Here is a 17024-nt window from a genome sequence, read left to right as displayed (position 1 = left end):
GCCGACGCCTCGACAATGATCCCGCAAAACACCTGCTTGGGATGACCGACTGTCATAGGCGACCCGTACAATTCAGGCGTGATCCAACCCCGGGTTTCCCCCGCTACCTATCGCAAGATCACCGTTGGGGCGCTGGCCCTTCTGACATTGATCATTGTGAGCGGAGGCGCGGTTCGGCTCACCGGCTCGGGGCTGGGCTGCTCGGACTGGCCCGCTTGCGAGAACGACCAGTTGGTGGCACCGCTGGAAACCCACGCCATGATCGAGTTCATCAACCGGCTCATCACCGGCCTCGTGTCGGCCATCGTGATCGCCGCCGTGCTGGGATCCCACTGGCGGGTACCGCGGCGGGCTGATCTGGTGTGGCTGTCGTGGGGATTGGTGGCCGGCGTGCTGGCCCAGATCGTGCTGGGCGGGTTAGTGGTGCTGTACGAGCTGCCCCCGGCGCTAGTGATCGGCCACTTTCTGTTGTCCATGGTGCTGCTATGGAATGCGGTGGTGCTGCTATGGCGGGCCTCCGACGAAGGGGAGCACCGAGGCGAGCCGACGGTCCGCCCCCATTGGGCGGGGAACGCGGTGGTGGCGCTCACCTCGGTGGTGATCGTAACCGGCACCATCGTAACCGGCGCCGGACCCCATGGCGGCGACGAGGATGCCGAGCGCATCGACGTGGCCGTTAGGGACGTGGCCCAGATCCACGGTTCCACGGTGGTGGCTCTCTTGGTGGTATTGGCCGGCCTGGTGTGGTGGCTGTGGCATCGCCGCGCCCCCGACCGGGTCCAAATGTGGGGGCGGATTGTACTGGGGGTAGCCCTGGCCCAGGGGCTTGTCGGTTATGTCCAGTACTTCACCGGCGTGCCGGTTCTGCTGGTGGGCGCCCATATCGCCGGCGCCGCCCTACTGTGGATTGTCATTGTGTTCTTCTGGCTAAACGTGAGAGGCCCGCTCGTGCCTGCCGAGGCCAACGTCTCCCAGGCAGTGTCGACATGACTCCCCCTGCCCCCGTCGAGGTCGCCCCGGCCGAGGTGAAACAGCCCGACGACGACATCGACGTCAGGCCCGACCGGCCATGGAAGGTGATCGTATGGAACGATCCCATCAACTTGATGTCGTATGTGACCTTCGTCTTCCAGAAACTGTTTGGCTACAGCAAGGAGAAGGCCACCCAGCTGATGCTGGACGTCCACTACAAGGGGCGAGCTGTGGTGTCAGATGGTCCCCTAGAAAAGGCGGAGATGGACGTGTTCCGCCTCCATGAGCACGGACTGTGGGCCACCATGGAGCACGACGACTGATGGCGTTTCGGGTCAACAGGATGCGGCTGATGTCTGGCCGCGACCAGGGAGAGAGAAGCTGATGGCGCCTCTACGGCCGGTGGAGCCCAGCGGGGACGGGACGTACAGCCTGAATCTGCGGGAGGACGAGCGGGCGTTGATCGCCACCATCGTTCCCGATCTGCGGTCGGTGCTAGCCGACAATCCGGGTGACGAGATGCTGACCCGCCTTTTCCCCACTGCTCGGCCCGACGATCCCGATGCCGAGGCCGAGTACCAGGAGATGGTACGAGACGAGCTGGTGTCGAAGCGGTTGGACCGTCTCGACATGGTGGCTGAGCTAGCCGAGGCAACCGTCCTTGATCAAGAGCAGTTGGCCGCCTGGATGGGGGCGGTCAACGACATCCGATTGGTGCTCGGCACACGTCTGGCAGTCAGCGAGGAAGACGACTTCGAATCTGATGAAGATGAGGCGGACACCCCTGAATCAGTGGCTCGATCGGCCTACTGGTACCTGGGCTGGCTGCTAGAGCACATGGTGGAGGCGTCAGCCTCCGAGCTCTGACTATTCGCCATCCTCAATTTGCCTGGAGGCCGGCTCTCCCTGGCCGGCCCGGGCGATCTCCGACAGCGAGGCCACCGCGTTGGTGAAGCCACTGGTGTCAAGGGGCAAGAAGATCTTGGTAGCCTGACCGTCGGCCACCCCTTGGAGGGCTTCTAGATAGCGGATGGCGATGAGGTCGGGGGTGGGATCGCCGGCGTGAATGGCGTTGAACACCAACTCGATGGCATTGGCTTCACCCTGGGCTACGGTCTCCTTCTGATAGCGCTCACCGTCAGCCACTCGCATAAGGGCCTCGGCCTCGCCTTCTGCCTCGAGAACCTGGCTCTGCTTTAGGCCCTCTGAGCGCAAGATGGCCGACCGCTTATCGCCCTCGGCCTCGGTGACGATGGCCCGGCGGTCGCGCTCTGCCTTCATCTGGCGGTGCATGGCCTCGGTCACATCGGGTGGCGGCTCTATGCGCTGGATCTCTACTCGCACCACTCGGGTCCCCCACTTGTCGGTGGCGTCGTCGAGAATCTGGCGCAGCTTGCCGTTGATCAGCTCCCGGGAGGTGAGGGCGGAGTCGAGGTCGAGGTCGCCCACCACGTTGCGGAGGTTGGTCTGGGCCAGCTTGGTGACGGCCAGCTGGAAGTTGCCCACGTTGTACTTGAGCTTCACCGGGTCGGTGGCCTCGAAGAAGATCACCGCGTCCACCGTGACCACCACGTTGTCCTTGGTGATTACCTCTTGTGGGGGGACGTCGATGACCCGCTCCCGCATGTCCACCTTGCTGATGCGCTGCACGAACGGGAGTATCCAGCGCAAACCGGAGTCCACCGTACGCTGGTAGCGGCCCAGCATTTCGATAAGACCTCGCTCATAGGGGCGGATGATCCGGATTCCCAGCGCGGCGATGAGGATGAGCGCCAGCGCGATGATGATGAATAGGGCTACTACTGCTTCCATGGCAGCTACCTAGCTTTCTGTGTTCTCCGTTGCCTGCTCTTGTGGAACAGGGACGACCACCAGGCGGGTGCCGTCGATTTCGGTGACCATGACCCGGGCGTCCACTTCGATGGGTTCGGTGGCAGAGGCTCGCCACTCCTCGCCCCCGATGCGCACCATGCCGGTCTGGGCGTCGTCGTCCACTCGCTCGATGATCTTGCCGTGCGCGTCGATGAGCCGGTTGGCCCCCACCCGGGGCTGCTCATCGTCGTCCAGACGGCGGACGAACCGGCGCAAATAGACGAAACTGACGGCGCTGCCCACAAAAAAGACCAACCACTGCAACAGGATGTGGGCGTCCACCCAGGCCAAAACCGCTGCCGCAGCGGCCCCGATAGCAAAGGGGAGCAGGAAGAACCCGGCAGTGAACACCTCGGCCAGGGAGAAAACCACCGCGGAACACGTCCAAAGCCACCGCCAGACTTCGTTCTCCACCTCGTGCTCCTTTCGGGGTTGGAATCATGGTATCGGTTTTTCGATGCGGTTCCGTCCCCGAGGGCTGCTATCGTAAATCGGCCTTCGCGGGTCAAGAGCCCCCATCGTCCAGCGGCCTAGGACGCCGCCCTTTCAAGGCGGTAACACGGGTTCGAATCCCGTTGGGGGTACTAATCACGGTTCTTCGCCCTTGTAGGGTGTTCCCAAATATGCCCTAAATCCCCAGCGTAACGAGAGTTTCTGTCACTTCAGGCTGTTATACTGTGCCTAGTTCTTGCCGCACGGTCCCACAAAAAGTGTGGGACAGATTGTGGGACAGATTGTGGGACAGACTGGAGGACACGATGGGACTTCTCACCGCCGCGAGAGTCAAAACAGCCGGGCCGGGGAAATATCACGACGGGCAGGGTCTTCACCTGCGCGTCACCAACGGCGGGTCCAAGTCTTGGTTCCTGCGCCTCACCGTGGACGGACGCCGCCGAGACATGGGATTGGGCGGCTGGCCGGAGGTGAGCCTCGTTGATGCCCGCAGAAAAGCTTTGGAGCACCGCACAGCCGTAGTCGACGGCCGCGACCCTGTTGCCGACAATCGCCGGCGCGAAGCTCCTGTTCTCAGAGAGGCAGCCCAAGCGGTGTTTGACGCGAACCGGCCGCGGTGGCGAAGCGAGCGGCACGCCACTAACTGGTGGGCGTCGCTGGAGAACCACGTCTTCAAGGAGATCGGAGACATGAGGGTGGACCGCATCACACAGTCCGACGTTCTCCGCGTCCTGACCCCGATCTGGACCACCCGCCCCGAGGTGGCAAGAAAGACCCGCCAGCGAATCCGCGCCATCTTTCGCTGGGCGATGGCCCACGGCTACGTACAGTTCAACGTCGCCGGAGAGGTCATCGACGGGGCTCTGCCCCCGATGCCCAAGGTGCAGTCGCATTTCCGGTCACTGCCCTATGCCGAGGTCGCCGACGCGCTCGCCGTCGTGGACCAGACCAAGGCGTCGCCTTCGGCCAAACTGTGCTTGCGGTTTTTGGTGTTGACCGCGGCCCGCTCCGGCGAGGCCCGCAACGCAACTTGGGACGAGATCGAGTTCGGGGCCTGCGAGTGGCGGATACCGGCAGAGAGGATGAAGGCCGCGAGCGAGCACCGGGTGCCGCTGTCGGAGGCCGCAATGGCCGTGCTGGATGAGGCCAAAGGCCACCATGACGGCTCCGATCTGGTCTTCCCGTCCCCGCTCAAACCGGGACATCCGCTCAGCGACATGACCCTGACGAAGATCCTTCGCGATGTCGGGCTCGCCGACCGGGCCACCGTTCACGGGTTTCGGGCCAGTTTTAGGACGTGGGCGCTGGAGGAGACCGACACCCCCTGGGCGGTATGCGAGGCCGCTTTGGCCCACAGCCTGGGCGACTCAGTCCAACAGGCATACATCCGAGGCGACGCCTACCAAAAACGCCGCACACTCATGAACCAATGGGCGGCCTATCTAAAAAAGTCGTAAGCGGGTGTTGGCGGGCTGAACCTCACCGGAAATCGCGCAGGCTGCATCAAACCCAGGGATCTTCACCCAGAGTCACGCGTGGGAAACGATGTGGGGCCTGCTCAACACCAACCAACTGAAACCCCCCTTTACCAGGCAATCCAATTCAGCCATTGTTTCCTGTAGAGGACTAGAACTGAGCTCCCAGTGCTATTCCCCGGTAAACCACTCCAAAATCTCTACGTCTTCATTGCATAGGCCAGTTGGAGGGAGCGACAAACAAATTGCCCTCCAACAAAGCTCCACCGGATTGCCGCCGAACTCAACGGCCGACCTCGACGGGTTCTCGAATGGATGACCCCATTCAACCGAATAAGTGCAACGACTGCACGAGAGCGCCGCGCCCTCAATTTATCTGACAGTCCCTCCTCCGGGCGTCGCCGGGAGTTAGATATCTATGGCAACGGCTGCGGTCGGAATCCCAAGTTCAACAGCGATCGGCTCGTAGAGATCGACGCCCTGGGCCGCAGTGCGAAGCGACACCAGGAGTGCGTAACGGACAGGGAGGTCCACGCGGTCCTTCCGGTTGTTGTTTTTCCACCAGCCTCCAACTGCGTTCACCGCCAAGCCGCCACCGGTTGTTGCCAACTCGGCGCCGTACCCCGTCCAGATGTCTTGGTGGAACGAACCACGATCGCGTTGCGTTGGGCCGACCAACCACTTTGCGTTCCCAACCGCGGATGGGCTACCACCCTCTTCTTCGGACTTGGCCGCTCGGTTCACACGTGTGACGAAGCCTGCCGTTGACTCATTAGGCCGCTGGAGATCGAAGCGGAGGCCGTGCGATGCGTAGGCGTATCTGCGGCGCCAGCCGCGTCGCGAGGCTGACGGCTCGATGAAGTACGAGAGCGTCACCCGCAGTTCCACATCGTGCTCTCCGATCTGTTGCAGGACCTCGGAAGGCCACGGAAGCTGATGAAGTCGGAACTCTCGCATCTTGTGGTCCGGGCCGGTGAACGGTACGAAGGTGTCTTGCACGACCATGGTGACCGCGTTCGCTGAGGAGTTCTCGACGGCGTCTTGAGTCGGGATGCCCCATCCGTATCGTCGGACCAGTAGTTCGCGCTTCTTCTTTTCTGTCTCGGCCATGACACGGCTTCTCATAGTGGATGTCCACTCGGCGGCGTGAGTGATCAGCCCCCTGATTGTCTCGGGCCAGTACGACGGATATGCGGCGGAGGCTCTCGCCGCGAGGCGTGCCGCTTGAGCAGCAGCTGCACTTGTGGCGTTGGCGACTCCGAGCGCGGCGTCGTTCCCCCGATCTGTGGTCTCTACCGAGACGGTTGGATGCGATGCGTTGAAGTCGCCGGCGCCGTCGGTGAGGACGTTGCCGCCTTCCATGCAGATGTCGGGTTTGATAGGCCATTGCTTTCCACCCGCAATGACACCGGTTCGGCTGTGAGGCGAGATGTCGCCCGCCTCAGCCAGTGCTGTCCATCCGTGGAACGAGGGATCGGTTGGGATGTCGGTCAGATCGGTGTGGGCGCCGACCACGAGAGCGTTCCATGACTGTGCCGGGTCCTCGATGGCTGACAAATCACAGACACCGAGATAGTCCTCACTGAATCCGCTACGGATGTTGCCGGCCGAGACGACGAACAGCCGCTTCGCGTCATCTTCGGGTTGGCCGATGAGTTCGATTCCCTTTTCGTTGCGCCCGACTGCGGTGCCAGCTGACAGTGCGTCGACTGCTGACGACCACAATGACGGTTCTCCTGCTCGGTCGGGTTTGCTGGTGATGGGGAGGCAGAACACTCGGGGGCGTCGTGATGTGATCTCTGGTTCCGCGGTGGCCTCCGCCGTGACCACTCCGTAGGAATCAGGGTCGTGTTCGTCCTCGTCACGGTCGGGGAAGAGCTTCACCGACTCCAGACGGTGCGTTAGCTCGATCGGATCGGAGCTTGTCAGCAGAGGACCCAGGGGCCCGAGCAGGGCGAGGCCAGCCATCTTTGTGCCGTGCCCCCGGCGATCGCCGGTGCCGCCGTCGAACACGGTGTGCATATCGGTCTCGCTCAGCGAGGAGGCAAGCAGTGTGTGGGATCGGCGCACCCCGGAATCAAGGAGGCAGACCGCTGGGGTGCCGTTCGGCGCGGCGACGACCCGATCGGCAAGGTCGCCAACATATTCATCCTGCTGGTCGAGAGGGAGGTCGAGCACCGTGTCGACCAGCTGGGGAAGGCGGATCTCCGCGACCGGAACGGAGCTGTTAGGGAGGACGAGGAGATCGTTCCAGCTTGCCTCGATCCAGACCACGTGACGGTCTTCAAGGCGAAGGGATTTTGGTGCGAGCCGACCATTGATCGCCCCGGCGAGCTTGCCAGCGAGGTCGATGGCGTTCTCTTCTGGCTGGAGCCACAGCTCCCACCACTGACGCCCTTGCGGGGGGGTCGCCGTCGGATTGCCAGAGATCGAGGAGCATCGCCGAGCGAATCTTGGCCATGTTGGCGATCAGCGGCTGGTTCTTCGGCAGCCCTGTCTTGGTCAGTTCTTCTTGGTATTGCTCGAACAGCTTGACGAAGTCCGTCCGGTACTGGTCGCTGACCCAGATCTGTGCGACCTCCGGTGTCGATGCTGTGGCGGTCTTGACGCTCAACAGGATCCACTTGGGTCTGGGGTTCGCGTGTTGGGTGCGCCGGTTCAGAGACTCCAGTTTCAGGGAGAACCCATCTGCTCCCTCGATTGACAGGATGACCCCGAGTGATTCGAGCTCTTCGATGTCGAACGCGACTCGCCGGCTGTCTTGTTCTTCGAGCGCTGAGCTCAGCTCGGCGGACCTGTCCCGGCCGTGTGCCCGGTGTTCGACGTCACGGACCCTCGGGTTGCCGCCGCCTTGGCGCGCGAACTCGCGGCCTTCGACATAGCCGCGGACGAGCAGGTGAGGTAGTGGTTCGCCTCCGTTAGCCACTGGTGGTACTGCTTCGCTCCCTCAGAGCCTCGATCAGCTTGTCAGTAGCTACCCGGTCGGCACCGGCGAGCAGTGATCGTTTGGCGGCGGTTTCTGCGGCTTTGACGAGCTCGGCGTGGCTCAACCCTTCGGTGTGCTTGCTGATTGACTTCCACCCCATCCGACCCGCGAGGGTTCCAAGCCGGGCTCTGAGTACAGCGATAGCCTCATCAGGTGTCGGGAATGCGTACGTGATCACGAGGTCGAATCTGCGAAACAGAGCGCGGTCGAGAATAGAACGATGGTTGGTGGCCGCAACGATGATGCTCTCGGGTCCGACGCTCTCGATGAACAGCAGGAAAGAGTTGAGAATCCTGCGCGCCTCTCCCACATCGTTGCCGGCTCGGTCCGCTCCAAGCGCATCGAACTCATCGAACAGGTAGACGGCGCGCTGAGACTCAACGGCATCAAAGAGCACTCGCAGCTTGGAGGCCGTTTCGCCCAGATACTTCGAGAGCAGCCCGTCGAGCCGAATCGTCAACAGTGGCAGGTCCAGCTCGTGAGCAAGAACGCCTGCCGTCATCGTCTTGCCGGTACCAGGCGGGCCCTCGAGGAGGAGCCGGTGCACCGGGTTGAAACTCTGATCCATCAACGAGTGGCGCTGCCGCTGCTCGGCAACGACACCCTCCAGGGACTCGATCAGCGCCGACGGGGCGACGAGATCCCGAAGGCTGGTCTCGGGATAGGAAGCGACGACAAGGTCGGCGAGGTCACCACGAGGTTGTGCGATCGCCGTGACAGGGCTCGGCTTCGTTTCGGCCTTGCCGGCCTCGACGAGAGACTTCACGTCGGCGGCGAACCGGTGGTGCCCCTGTCGTGCCGCCTTTGCGGCGACTTGGAGCGCGACGGAGTAGAACGCTTGGTCGTCGCCCGAACTGTGGCTCTTGACGAGTGCCTTGACGTGGTCCGCAGACGCCGACATTCGCTCCTCCTCGCAACCAATCCTAGGACCATTCCCGACACCCGACCGAGTTCCTGCGAGATTGAACCGCCCTGGTATGGCCGGAGGGTCTGGCAGTACCTGGGTCTAGTGAATGGCAGACGTTGGGATTGCGAAGGGCGCAAAGGACCCCAATACGTCGCGCCTTCTGTATCGCGTCTCCGTGATCCGCGCTAACCAAACGAATACCCGTGGGAACATCGGCCAACCACATCCGATCCGGCTTGCGCTGTGGGGCAGCCCCGCAGTCGTCTGGCGGAGAGCCCTTCGAGCTTCTGCCACCGGCAAGGGAGCTGCGCCGACAGTATTGACAACTCAACCTAAAGGACGTCGATCTGAGCTACGCCGGTCGAATACCCACCCCATCGAATGCACGATGCCATCGCAGCCCTGTCGACCAACGATTCGAACAGAGTTCGATAGCGACCAGGCAGATGCGAACTGCTTAACCATTCGGGACTAGTAGTAGGAAGGCTGGCCCGAAGTCCCGAGCCCCCGAAGAGATGGCCTGCACCTATGCAAGCGTCCAGGCCATAACAACCTTGAGCCGCCACTATTCAGACCCCGAATACCAAGAGTATCTCAAGTGCAAGAGATGGAGAGTCGTCGTACCCGAACCCATCTTTGAACCATCCTGAGCCTCCCGGGGATTCCCGAAGGCTCATTCGCAAGTCAACCTCTGAGTTGCCATTTGTTCCCATTCAATATGTGGGAATGAATGTGGGAAGACTCGACGAATCGAAACTGTGACTATGGCTGACCAGGGATTTTAGAATGGACACGATTCCTCCCAGCGATCACGGATTCGGGAGTCCGGTTGTTCGGGTCTGTCAGGAATTTTGTGTATCGGGCGTGATCTGAGGGTCCGCGGTTTGGTGCTGCGGGCCGGGAAGGATCATGTCTGTGGGTGATCAGGATATGCCGGCGGTGTCGGCGGACGAGGCCGCCGGTGAGGCGGCGATGCAGGACTGGGCCGAGCTGTTGGTCGAGCGGGCCCGCGCCGATGGCGTGGATCTGACCGGCGACGGGGGGCTGTTGACGGGGCTTGTCCGCCAGGTCCTCCAGACGGGCTTGGAGGTCGAGTTGGCCGACCATTTGGGCTATGAGCGCCACGCCCCGGAGGGCCGGGGGTCGGGGAACTCGCGCAACGGCTCTTCGCCCAAGCGGGTCACCACCGAGATCGGCGAGATCGACCTTCGGGTGCCGCGCGACCGGGCGGGGACGTTCGAGCCCGTCACGGTGCCCAAGCACCGGCGCCGCTTGGACGGTTTGTCGGGCAACGTGATCAGTCTCTATGCGAAGGGGCTCACCACCGGCGAGATCCAGGCGCACCTGGCCGAGATCTACGACACCTCGGTGAGCAGGGAGACGATTTCGAAGATCACCGACGAGATCGTCTCCGACATGGCCGTGTGGCAGAACCGCCCCCTCGACGCGGTCTATGCGGTTCTGCTGATCGACGCGATAGTGGTCAAGGTCCGCGACTCGCAGGTCGCCAACCGGCCCGTCTATGTCGCCATCGGCGTCGATCTCCAAGGCGAGCGCGACGTCTTGGGCCTGTGGCTGGGCCCATCGGGCGGCGAGGGCGCCAAGCAGTGGGCGGCCATGCTGGGCGAGCTCCGCAACCGGGGCCTGGCCGACGCGTTGATCGTGTGCTGCGACGGGCTCAAAGGCCTGCCCGACTCGATCCGCGCCACCTGGCCCGACGCGGTGGTGCAGACCTGCGTGGTGCACATGGTCCGCAACAGCCTCAGGTACGCGTCCAAGACGCACTGGGGGCCGATCACCCGATCAATGCGGGAGATCTACACCGCCCCCACCGTCGGGGCCGCCGAGGCACTCTTCGAGGCCTTCGCCGAAGACTGGGAGGACACCTACCCGGCCATGATCCGAGCCTGGCGCAACAGCTGGACCGAGTTCACACCGTTCCTGGAGTTCCCCGCCGAGCTGCGCCGCGTCGTCTACACCACCAACGCCGTCGAGAGCCTCAACGCCCGGTTCCGACGAGCGGTCCGGCACAGAGGGCACTTCCCCAACGAGCAGGCCGCGATGAAGATCCTCTACCTTGTCGCCACCGCCAAACGAAAGAACCGCAGCAACCTCACCGGCAAGACCAACGGCTGGAAGGCCATACTGAACACGCTGACCGTCCACTACGGCGACCGGATCGCCGACCACATCAAATGAAAACCATCACGCCCGCATACACAAAAAATCCGAGTGTCAAAACATGACAAGTTTTCGTCATGTTTTGACACTTGACAACGCTGAGACGGGCGTGTATAAGGCAGTTCTCTTGCCGGTGTGGATTGAGAGCAGAGTGAACCTCACCGGGTATTGCGCAAGCTCTACCAAACCCGGCGTGATTCATCACCAAACGAGATGCCATCCGAGCCTCAAACGCAAAATCTCAGACCGCATCCACACCACCCCAAGATTGACATAGGAACTCACCTAGTAAGAGTCTGATGAGGATGAAAGTTTCTTTTGCAACTTAACCGAGACAAAAGCTGTAAGCATGCCTGTAACCCACAGGCTATAATATGCAAGTCTAAAATGTCCGTACCATGATTCGTACTGTCCATAGATTACACTGATACCCAGCACTAGAAGACCGACCATAATACTGCAAGAAATAGCCAGTGTCCTTGTCATTATCAGTTGTGACAGAATAACAATTATCGGTGTTGTGGTGAACCCAACTATAAGTATCAATAGAAGTGGTGTATCTGAAAGCGTGATCGTGTCATAGTCAAACGTAGACCTGTCATTCACAGAGCCATATATGAGACTTTGACCTATTATACCTCCTGATATTGCCCCAGCAAAAAGATATAGTATTTTTGTCTTTAGCGAAAGTAGTGGCGAACTTATCTCTTGAACGTTTGGTTCTGGGGGATTTGATAGTGGAGGAGGAGGCACGACTCGATCTTGGGAAAGAAAGGATAAGCTCCAAATTGCCACTGCACCAGCAGTTCCAGCCAACCATAATATAATGTGATGTACAGCCCAAGTAAGCGACCCCTCAGAGTGTGCAGACCTGATACCTAGCATTAGCAACCCGGCACCAACAATTATACTAACGATTGCAAGGCGCCTTCTGCTCATTGGAGTGAATACCAATATCAACAGCATGGGAGCAGCCCCACCTTGAACTATCCATGCTCCCCTAAGGGGTTCGCAGCCCCAAAGGCCAACTTGGCACACTCTGAATTCAGCAATCGAAGCACCGAGTAGCGCACTAAAGTATAGTACAATGAGCTTGGTCTCTACTGACCCATATGCTTCAAGAAATCGATAACCTCGAGGCAAAATAGACCCTAAAAGCTTCCCACAGTGCTAACAGTCGCAAATGCTCCTCCAGCGATGAACTTGCATAGAGGTCTGACATGAAACCGACGCTTAGTGCAGTCATATTTCATATCCTCGTGCATTATATTGTCGCAAGCAGACTTCCCCACATTGCTGTAATTGAGTCTATCGGAATGTCCGAGGTCATAGCAGTAGTCGTGGGCCTGACAGGCTTGGTGGAAGTCGTAGATGACTCCGAAGGCCAAGGGGTATGTCCGAGAGAGCCCCAAAATGATTAGGATGTCAATAATGTCTTGGGGATCCCAGGTATCCAAGCGTTCTGGAATCCCGGTGCAGTCGCCGTTGGCTTTGCCGACTCTCCAGCGGTCGAAGTGCTCTATCCATTCGGGGTAGTAGCCGCGGGCGATGATGTCGGCGTATCTGGGGCACTTTTGGCCGTTGAGGTATTGGCTGGCGGTGCCTGTGGTGGTGACTTGGTGCTGCAAGTGGCATCTGAAGGTGTGGTAGGCGGGGTCGGCGATGACGGGCCAGGCGGTCACGCTGCTGGTGTCCACTGTGATCGTGATTCCGGTTTTGGCGACTGTCTGGGTGATCGGCACTGCTTGCCCGTTGGCGTCGAGCGCCCAGGGGGCGAGTATTGAGCCGATCACGAGGTTGTTGTCGTTGACGAATACGGCACCGCCGTTGTCGAGGGCGACTACTGAGTTGTTCTGGTCGAGTTGCAGTTTCACGGTGTAGGTCTTCGAGGCTTGGGCGTTCTCTAGTACGGCCATCATCCTGTAGCCCCGGCCACCTTCGAGGCCTTGCACGAGCCAGCGGGAGTTTACGTCGATCTGGAGGCCTGTCATCCCGACGGCGCCGACTTGTTTGTGGGTGCCCTCGAGTATGAAGGCCACGCCACAGTCAGATTCCAGCCTGCCCTCAACGATGGCCGGAGCGTCGCTGTCTGACTGGTCCAGCAGCTCCGTGTGCTCGTCCAAGATCTCCAGGGCAGAGTCATAGTCGGCTGTGTTCCCTCCGACCTGTCCCACAGCTCCATTCGTTGGACCAGCGCTGTCGTCGAGCGGCCCAGTCGGGGCGGGACCGCCGCCAGCACTGCCGGTTGCGCTACCGACGCTGCCGCAGCTGGGAGCTTCGTCCAAAGCGGGATCCGCAAAAGCCGCGGGAGTCAGCATCGCGGCAATCAGGCAAACAGCGACAACGGCAACGGCTTTTGCCCTGGCTTGTCGAAAAGGTGGTGGATTCTCATATCTTCCTCCTGTGTTCTGGCCGTTCGGCGGAACCCTGCTGGCAGGATTCCGACCAAATGCGCCTTCCACTTGAAGTTACAGAGAACCGGGCTCACATGGGAGCATGAACAGTGTCAAAACATGACAAGTGTTTGTCACGTTTTGACACTTGACACGGTTGAGGCCAGGGTGTAATCGGGTTGTTATGGTGGGGTGGTGGCATTGGGCCGGGCGCAGTGGGGTTCGGTCGGCTCGTTTGCGGTGAGAATTGCCCATTTCGCGGGGTGCGTTGGGGAGGCTCACCGCTTGGGGCATGGGCCCGGGAGGTCTCGGAAGCCTTGGGGGACAGGGTTCCAACGGCGTGCCTGCTTGATCTACTCGCAGACGCTGCCCACCGAGTATTTGCGGGGTGTCGCCGATGCGAGCGCATATTGCGCAGGGTTGATGGATGGCGAAGTGCCCGAAGAGGGGGTAGCAGTCGATTGGGGGATTGTCGCTGAGTTCCTGCGCTCAACATCGGAGGCCATGCGGGAGATGCCGGATGTGGCGGAGGTTGCTCCTGAGACAGGGGTAGGTCAGATCAGGTCTGCGCCCCCGGCGGTGTTGCGGTATGAGCTCTTCGCCGAGTTGCTGAGTTCCAAGGGGGTTGAGCGGCTGGGTAATGCAGCCAATGCGGTCGCCCGCTGCTGCGAGTCGCATGTACAGGTGGTGCCCACAGCCCGAGAGTTGGAGTGGCTGCTCGCGGTGGCCGCCCAGGAGCCGATCGATGAGCTCGCCAGGCGCAACGAGACCTCGACGCGGGGTATGTACCGTCGTATCGAGAAGATGTGGGAACGCTTCGGTGTGGCCAACCAGGTCCAAGGAGTGGCCCTGGCGGTGCAGCAGGGCTGGATCGCGCCGCCACCGTGGGAAGACGAAGAAGACAGAGCAAGTGGTAGCAAGGTTTAGAAGCCTACGCTTGCGGCGTGGACATGGGCGACGATCAGCTCAAGGTGGTCCTGCGCCATGTCGTCCTGGTCGAGCAATATGCAATCCGGATAGCAGAGGCCCACGAATTGGGCTGCGGACCCGGTGAGCACACCGACATCTGGGGTGTGGAGTTCCAGCGCAAGGCTCAGAAGGTATGGAAGGAGACCCTGCCGACTCTATTCCAGCGGCAGGTGGCAGACTCCTATGGGCGCTGTGCCTGGTTGATGGGCTCTGTTTCGCCCGATGAATCGATCGCTGGCGATTGGGAGGATACTGCCAAGTACCTGGGCGCGGTAGCGGCCGCAATCAACGAAGACCCGGACTGCGCGGAGCAGGAGATGCCGTCCGATTCCCCCGGCATCGCACAAATGCCCGAAGCGATCCACTACGAGAGGCTCGCCGAGCTGATGCACCCCGACGCGGTAGAAGAGCTGCGTGCTGCGGCGGCGGCAGTTGCTCGGTTCTGCCGGTTCAACTCGTTGTCAGCGCCCAACGAGATGCAGCTCGCCTGCCTGCAAGGCCTCGCCAACGGCGAGAAACACGCCGACCTCGCCAAGCGCCTCGGCTACTCCAACCGCCACCTCCAGCGCATCCTCGCCGACCTGTGGCGCGAATTCGGCGTCGCCAGCACTATCGAAGGCGTGTCCCACGCCGTCGCCCAAGGCTGGATCACCGTGCCCAAGAACACACCTTAACAACACTGTCCCTATGAGCGAGCGCCGGCGGGGCCTTACTCAGCCAGTTCCCCGCTTGGGAAATGTCCGGCTGTGAACAGGAGAGCGTCGAGGGTCTCCCCGTCGGTGCGGTAGCGCCGTTTGGCAGCGGTGGCCAGGCTGATTTCGACGGTCTTTTGGCCGACGCGCTGCCAGGAGGCTGTGGGCGGCGCGTCGGCGCCGGGGGCGGGGGTTGTCGCGGCAGCGTGTTTTCTTGTCGGCTTGTCGGGCTGGCGGGGTGCGCTGTTGGCGATGAGCCCCAGCTCGACTATTTCGTGGTATGTCTGTTTGGCGCGCTCTCCTAGTTGGCCGGAGGCTGCGGCCATGGTGATCTCGGGGCGGTCGCGGACGTAGATGGGGTCGCCGGAGGCCGTGCTCAGCTCGATCCACCACCAGGGCTTGTCTACGCCTTTGGCTCCTAGCGCTCTGCGGAGTTGCGCTTCGGGGATGCAGTCGGTTCTCCAAGCTTCGGCGAGGAGGTCGTCGGGGTCCCAGTCGGTGTCGGGCAGGTCGAGCTCGGGGGGCGGGCCGAGTTCCTTGGAGGCATTGCGGACGTGTTCGATGACGCTGGTGCCGTCGGGGAGCCACTCGGGCCGCGGCTGGTCGGTGTCGGCGGGGTCTAGTGGGGGCGGTGTCATGGCGTGGTGCCGGTGCGGGGGTGGCGGTGTGGGGCGGTTTGGCCGGCGCCGGGCTTTGCGGCGGCCAGGCGGGTGATGTCCACCACGGCGATCCGGCTCGCGCTGTTGTGGGTGCTGAGGGCTTCGATCCTGTTGTCGGGGGTGGCGGTGATCGTCCACCGTCAGCCGCACACGGGGCAGTGCCAGCTTTGGCCGGCCATGTGCATTCTGCCCGCGCAGCTCTCGCAGTCTGCGCCCTGGGGCTGTCTGTGGAGCATCGAGCAGACCGCGGCGGCGTGTTCGCTTCGGGGCGGTTGTCGGCGGTTGATGCCGGTCATGGGCGCAGGGGGCAGAGCCCACAGAGGCCGATTTCTTGGCTGCGGGCCTGTTGGACGGCGTGGGCGATCTCGTCGGCCGACCGTGTGTTGGGCTCGATGGTGAACTCTCGGGCGTAGCCTTGCTGCGGCCAGCAGGGCGCCTGCCAGGGCCGCGGTGGCGGGGCGCGTCTCAGTTGGCACTGAAGTCTTCGCCGTTGTCGATGGGCAGGATCAGTTCGCAGGGCTCTTTGGGGTCGGCTTTGAGCCACCACGCGTATCGGTAGCCGGGCCGCAGCACCATATGGGTGCCGTCTTTGAGGCTCAGCACCGTCGGCGTCGAGGCTTCTGCGAACCCCCGGAGCGCTCCGGTGTCGATGCTCACCGACACCGAATGGTCCCCAGAGTCGTCCACAGCTGTGCGGGCGAGCACCCAGCGGGTCAGCCCGTCCCAGCCGAGCAGGATGAGCCCGCCGGTGAGCCCGGTCAGCACTGCCCACCAGTTTCCGGCCAGCGACTTCCAGAACAGCGCCCACACCAGCAGCAGCGACGCGTGCACGAGGTTGATTGCGGCGTATGCGGCCCGACGGCGGCGCGTCCTGTGGAGGGCGGCGTGCAGGATCGCGGTGCACCCCACAAGGATCGACCACATCGCCGGGTCGGCCTATGCGCCGGAGGCCGCCGCGAGCATGGCGGCCAGCAGGGGAAGGGCGATGGAGAGCCGTGTACAGCCGGCCGCGGGGCCCAAGAGCCCCGCGGGCCATGTGGTCCAGATCACCAGATCGTCACCCTCTCCTCGGTGAGGTCGATGGCGGTCTGGAACCACGAGACGTCGCTGTCGAGTTGCACGACGGCTGTGTCGCCCTGGTCGCTGGTGTAGGCGACGTTGAGCTGCCACTCCCAGATGCCCTTGCGGGGGACTTCCCAGCGGCACGCCGCCCGCCGGGCCTCCTCGGTCGGCTCGCGGCCGCCCAGCGGGCGCCACACCGGCAGGTCGTCGCCGTCGCACCACGCTGGCGCCACCCGGCGGGCGGGGGCGAACGCCGCGGCCCAATCGGCCTGCTCGCCGGCCGTCCAGCGGTCCCAGGTGGCCAGCGCGGTGGCCAGGGCTTGGGCCGCGCCGACGCCGGAGCGGGCGGCGAGCATCCTCATTTCCGCGTCGCCGCCGCGGGCCGGGATCAGCTCGCGCATCT

17 protein-coding genes and 1 tRNA gene are annotated in these 17024 nt (G+C 62.3%); 8 read left to right on the top strand and 10 right to left on the bottom strand.

Going from position 1 to position 17024, the window contains the following annotated elements:
• Nucleotides 1-78: 78 nt before the first annotated feature.
• The 3 genes from ACOOGG_RS11365 to ACOOGG_RS11355 all read left to right on the top strand — a co-directional run bounded on the left by ACOOGG_RS11365 (nt 79) and on the right by ACOOGG_RS11355 (nt 1839).
• Nucleotides 79-990, top strand: coding sequence for a COX15/CtaA family protein (locus ACOOGG_RS11365; RefSeq protein WP_420435215.1), 912 nt, complete (start codon nt 79-81; stop codon nt 988-990).
• On the top strand, nt 987-1295 hold the full coding sequence (clpS, locus tag ACOOGG_RS11360) for an ATP-dependent Clp protease adapter ClpS (protein WP_420435214.1): 309 nt from the start codon (nt 987-989) through the stop codon (nt 1293-1295). Before ACOOGG_RS11365 ends, clpS begins: the two co-directional genes overlap by 4 nt.
• A 61-nt stretch (nt 1296-1356) precedes the next feature.
• Entirely contained in the window at nt 1357-1839 is a 483-nt protein-coding gene (locus ACOOGG_RS11355; RefSeq protein WP_420435213.1) for a DUF2017 family protein, read from the top strand.
• Here the strand turns inward: ACOOGG_RS11355 and ACOOGG_RS11350 are convergent, their stop codons facing one another.
• Together ACOOGG_RS11350 and ACOOGG_RS11345 are read right to left on the bottom strand one after the other, a co-directional pair.
• Entirely contained in the window at nt 1840-2784 is a 945-nt protein-coding gene (locus ACOOGG_RS11350; RefSeq protein WP_420435212.1) for an SPFH domain-containing protein, read from the bottom strand.
• 9 nt (nt 2785-2793) lie between these two features.
• Nucleotides 2794-3258, bottom strand: coding sequence for an NfeD family protein (locus tag ACOOGG_RS11345; RefSeq protein ID WP_420435211.1), 465 nt, complete (start codon nt 3256-3258; stop codon nt 2794-2796).
• A gap of 97 nt (nt 3259-3355) precedes the next feature.
• Between ACOOGG_RS11345 and ACOOGG_RS11340 the strand changes: the two genes are divergently transcribed.
• Nucleotides 3356-3428: transfer RNA gene (locus ACOOGG_RS11340), tRNA-Glu, on the top strand.
• Nucleotides 3429-3602: 174 nt separating this feature from the next.
• Nucleotides 3603-4754, top strand: coding sequence for a tyrosine-type recombinase/integrase (locus ACOOGG_RS11335; RefSeq protein WP_420435210.1), 1152 nt, complete (start codon nt 3603-3605; stop codon nt 4752-4754).
• A 426-nt stretch (nt 4755-5180) separates the two neighbouring features.
• Here ACOOGG_RS11335 and ACOOGG_RS11330 read toward each other — a convergent pair whose 3' ends face one another.
• The 3 genes from ACOOGG_RS11330 to ACOOGG_RS11320 are packed head-to-tail and all read right to left on the bottom strand — an operon-like array spanning nt 5181 to nt 8659.
• A complete protein-coding gene (locus ACOOGG_RS11330) occupies nt 5181-7046 on the bottom strand; it encodes a S8 family peptidase (protein ID WP_420435209.1) in 1866 nt (621 codons plus the stop codon).
• A gap of 10 nt (nt 7047-7056) precedes the next feature.
• Nucleotides 7057-7698 carry a hypothetical protein gene (locus tag ACOOGG_RS11325; RefSeq protein ID WP_420435208.1) on the bottom strand — a complete coding sequence of 214 codons (642 nt, stop codon included), beginning with the start codon at nt 7696-7698 and terminating at the stop codon, nt 7057-7059.
• Nucleotides 7691-8659, bottom strand: a complete 969-nt coding sequence (locus tag ACOOGG_RS11320) for an AAA family ATPase (RefSeq protein ID WP_420435207.1) — start codon at nt 8657-8659, stop codon at nt 7691-7693. The genes ACOOGG_RS11325 and ACOOGG_RS11320 overlap by 8 nt, the downstream gene beginning before the upstream one ends.
• 936 nt (nt 8660-9595) lie before the next feature.
• Here ACOOGG_RS11320 and ACOOGG_RS11315 point away from each other — a divergent pair.
• The gene (locus ACOOGG_RS11315) at nt 9596-10864 is read left to right on the top strand and encodes an IS256 family transposase (protein WP_420437587.1); all 1269 of its coding nucleotides are present in this window, start codon (nt 9596-9598) and stop codon (nt 10862-10864) included.
• Nucleotides 10865-11131: 267 nt separating this feature from the next.
• Here the strand turns inward: ACOOGG_RS11315 and ACOOGG_RS11310 are convergent, their stop codons facing one another.
• Entirely contained in the window at nt 11132-11812 is a 681-nt protein-coding gene (locus ACOOGG_RS11310; protein WP_420435206.1) for a hypothetical protein, read from the bottom strand.
• A 185-nt stretch (nt 11813-11997) separates the two neighbouring features.
• Nucleotides 11998-13020 (bottom strand): phospholipase A2, encoded by a 1023-nt coding sequence (locus ACOOGG_RS11305; protein ID WP_420435205.1) that lies wholly within the window; start codon nt 13018-13020, stop codon nt 11998-12000.
• A gap of 567 nt (nt 13021-13587) precedes the next feature.
• Between ACOOGG_RS11305 and ACOOGG_RS11300 the strand changes: the two genes are divergently transcribed.
• Both ACOOGG_RS11300 and ACOOGG_RS11295 read left to right on the top strand, forming a co-directional pair.
• Nucleotides 13588-14166: a hypothetical protein gene (locus ACOOGG_RS11300; RefSeq protein ID WP_420435204.1), complete on the top strand. Its 579-nt coding sequence runs from the start codon at nt 13588-13590 to the stop codon at nt 14164-14166.
• A 17-nt stretch (nt 14167-14183) separates the two neighbouring features.
• Nucleotides 14184-14882 carry a hypothetical protein gene (locus ACOOGG_RS11295; RefSeq protein ID WP_420435203.1) on the top strand — a complete coding sequence of 233 codons (699 nt, stop codon included), beginning with the start codon at nt 14184-14186 and terminating at the stop codon, nt 14880-14882.
• Nucleotides 14883-14917: 35 nt separating this feature from the next.
• Here the strand turns inward: ACOOGG_RS11295 and ACOOGG_RS11290 are convergent, their stop codons facing one another.
• From ACOOGG_RS11290 to ACOOGG_RS11280, 3 genes are all read right to left on the bottom strand, one after another.
• The gene (locus tag ACOOGG_RS11290) at nt 14918-15538 is read right to left on the bottom strand and encodes a hypothetical protein (protein WP_420435202.1); all 621 of its coding nucleotides are present in this window, start codon (nt 15536-15538) and stop codon (nt 14918-14920) included.
• Nucleotides 15539-16024: 486 nt separating this feature from the next.
• A complete protein-coding gene (locus ACOOGG_RS11285; protein WP_420435201.1) occupies nt 16025-16483 on the bottom strand; it encodes a hypothetical protein in 459 nt (152 codons plus the stop codon).
• Nucleotides 16484-16605: 122 nt separating this feature from the next.
• On the bottom strand, nt 16606-17024 hold a 419-nt coding region (locus ACOOGG_RS11280; protein WP_420435200.1), incomplete at its 5' end, for a hypothetical protein.

The sequence above is a fragment of the Candidatus Poriferisocius sp. genome (assembly GCF_965214065.1).
Taxonomy (GTDB): Bacteria; Actinomycetota; Acidimicrobiia; order Acidimicrobiales; family Bin134; genus Poriferisocius.
The sequence above is the reverse complement of the archived record's forward strand: the minus strand, read 5'-3'. Positions and strand labels throughout refer to the sequence as shown.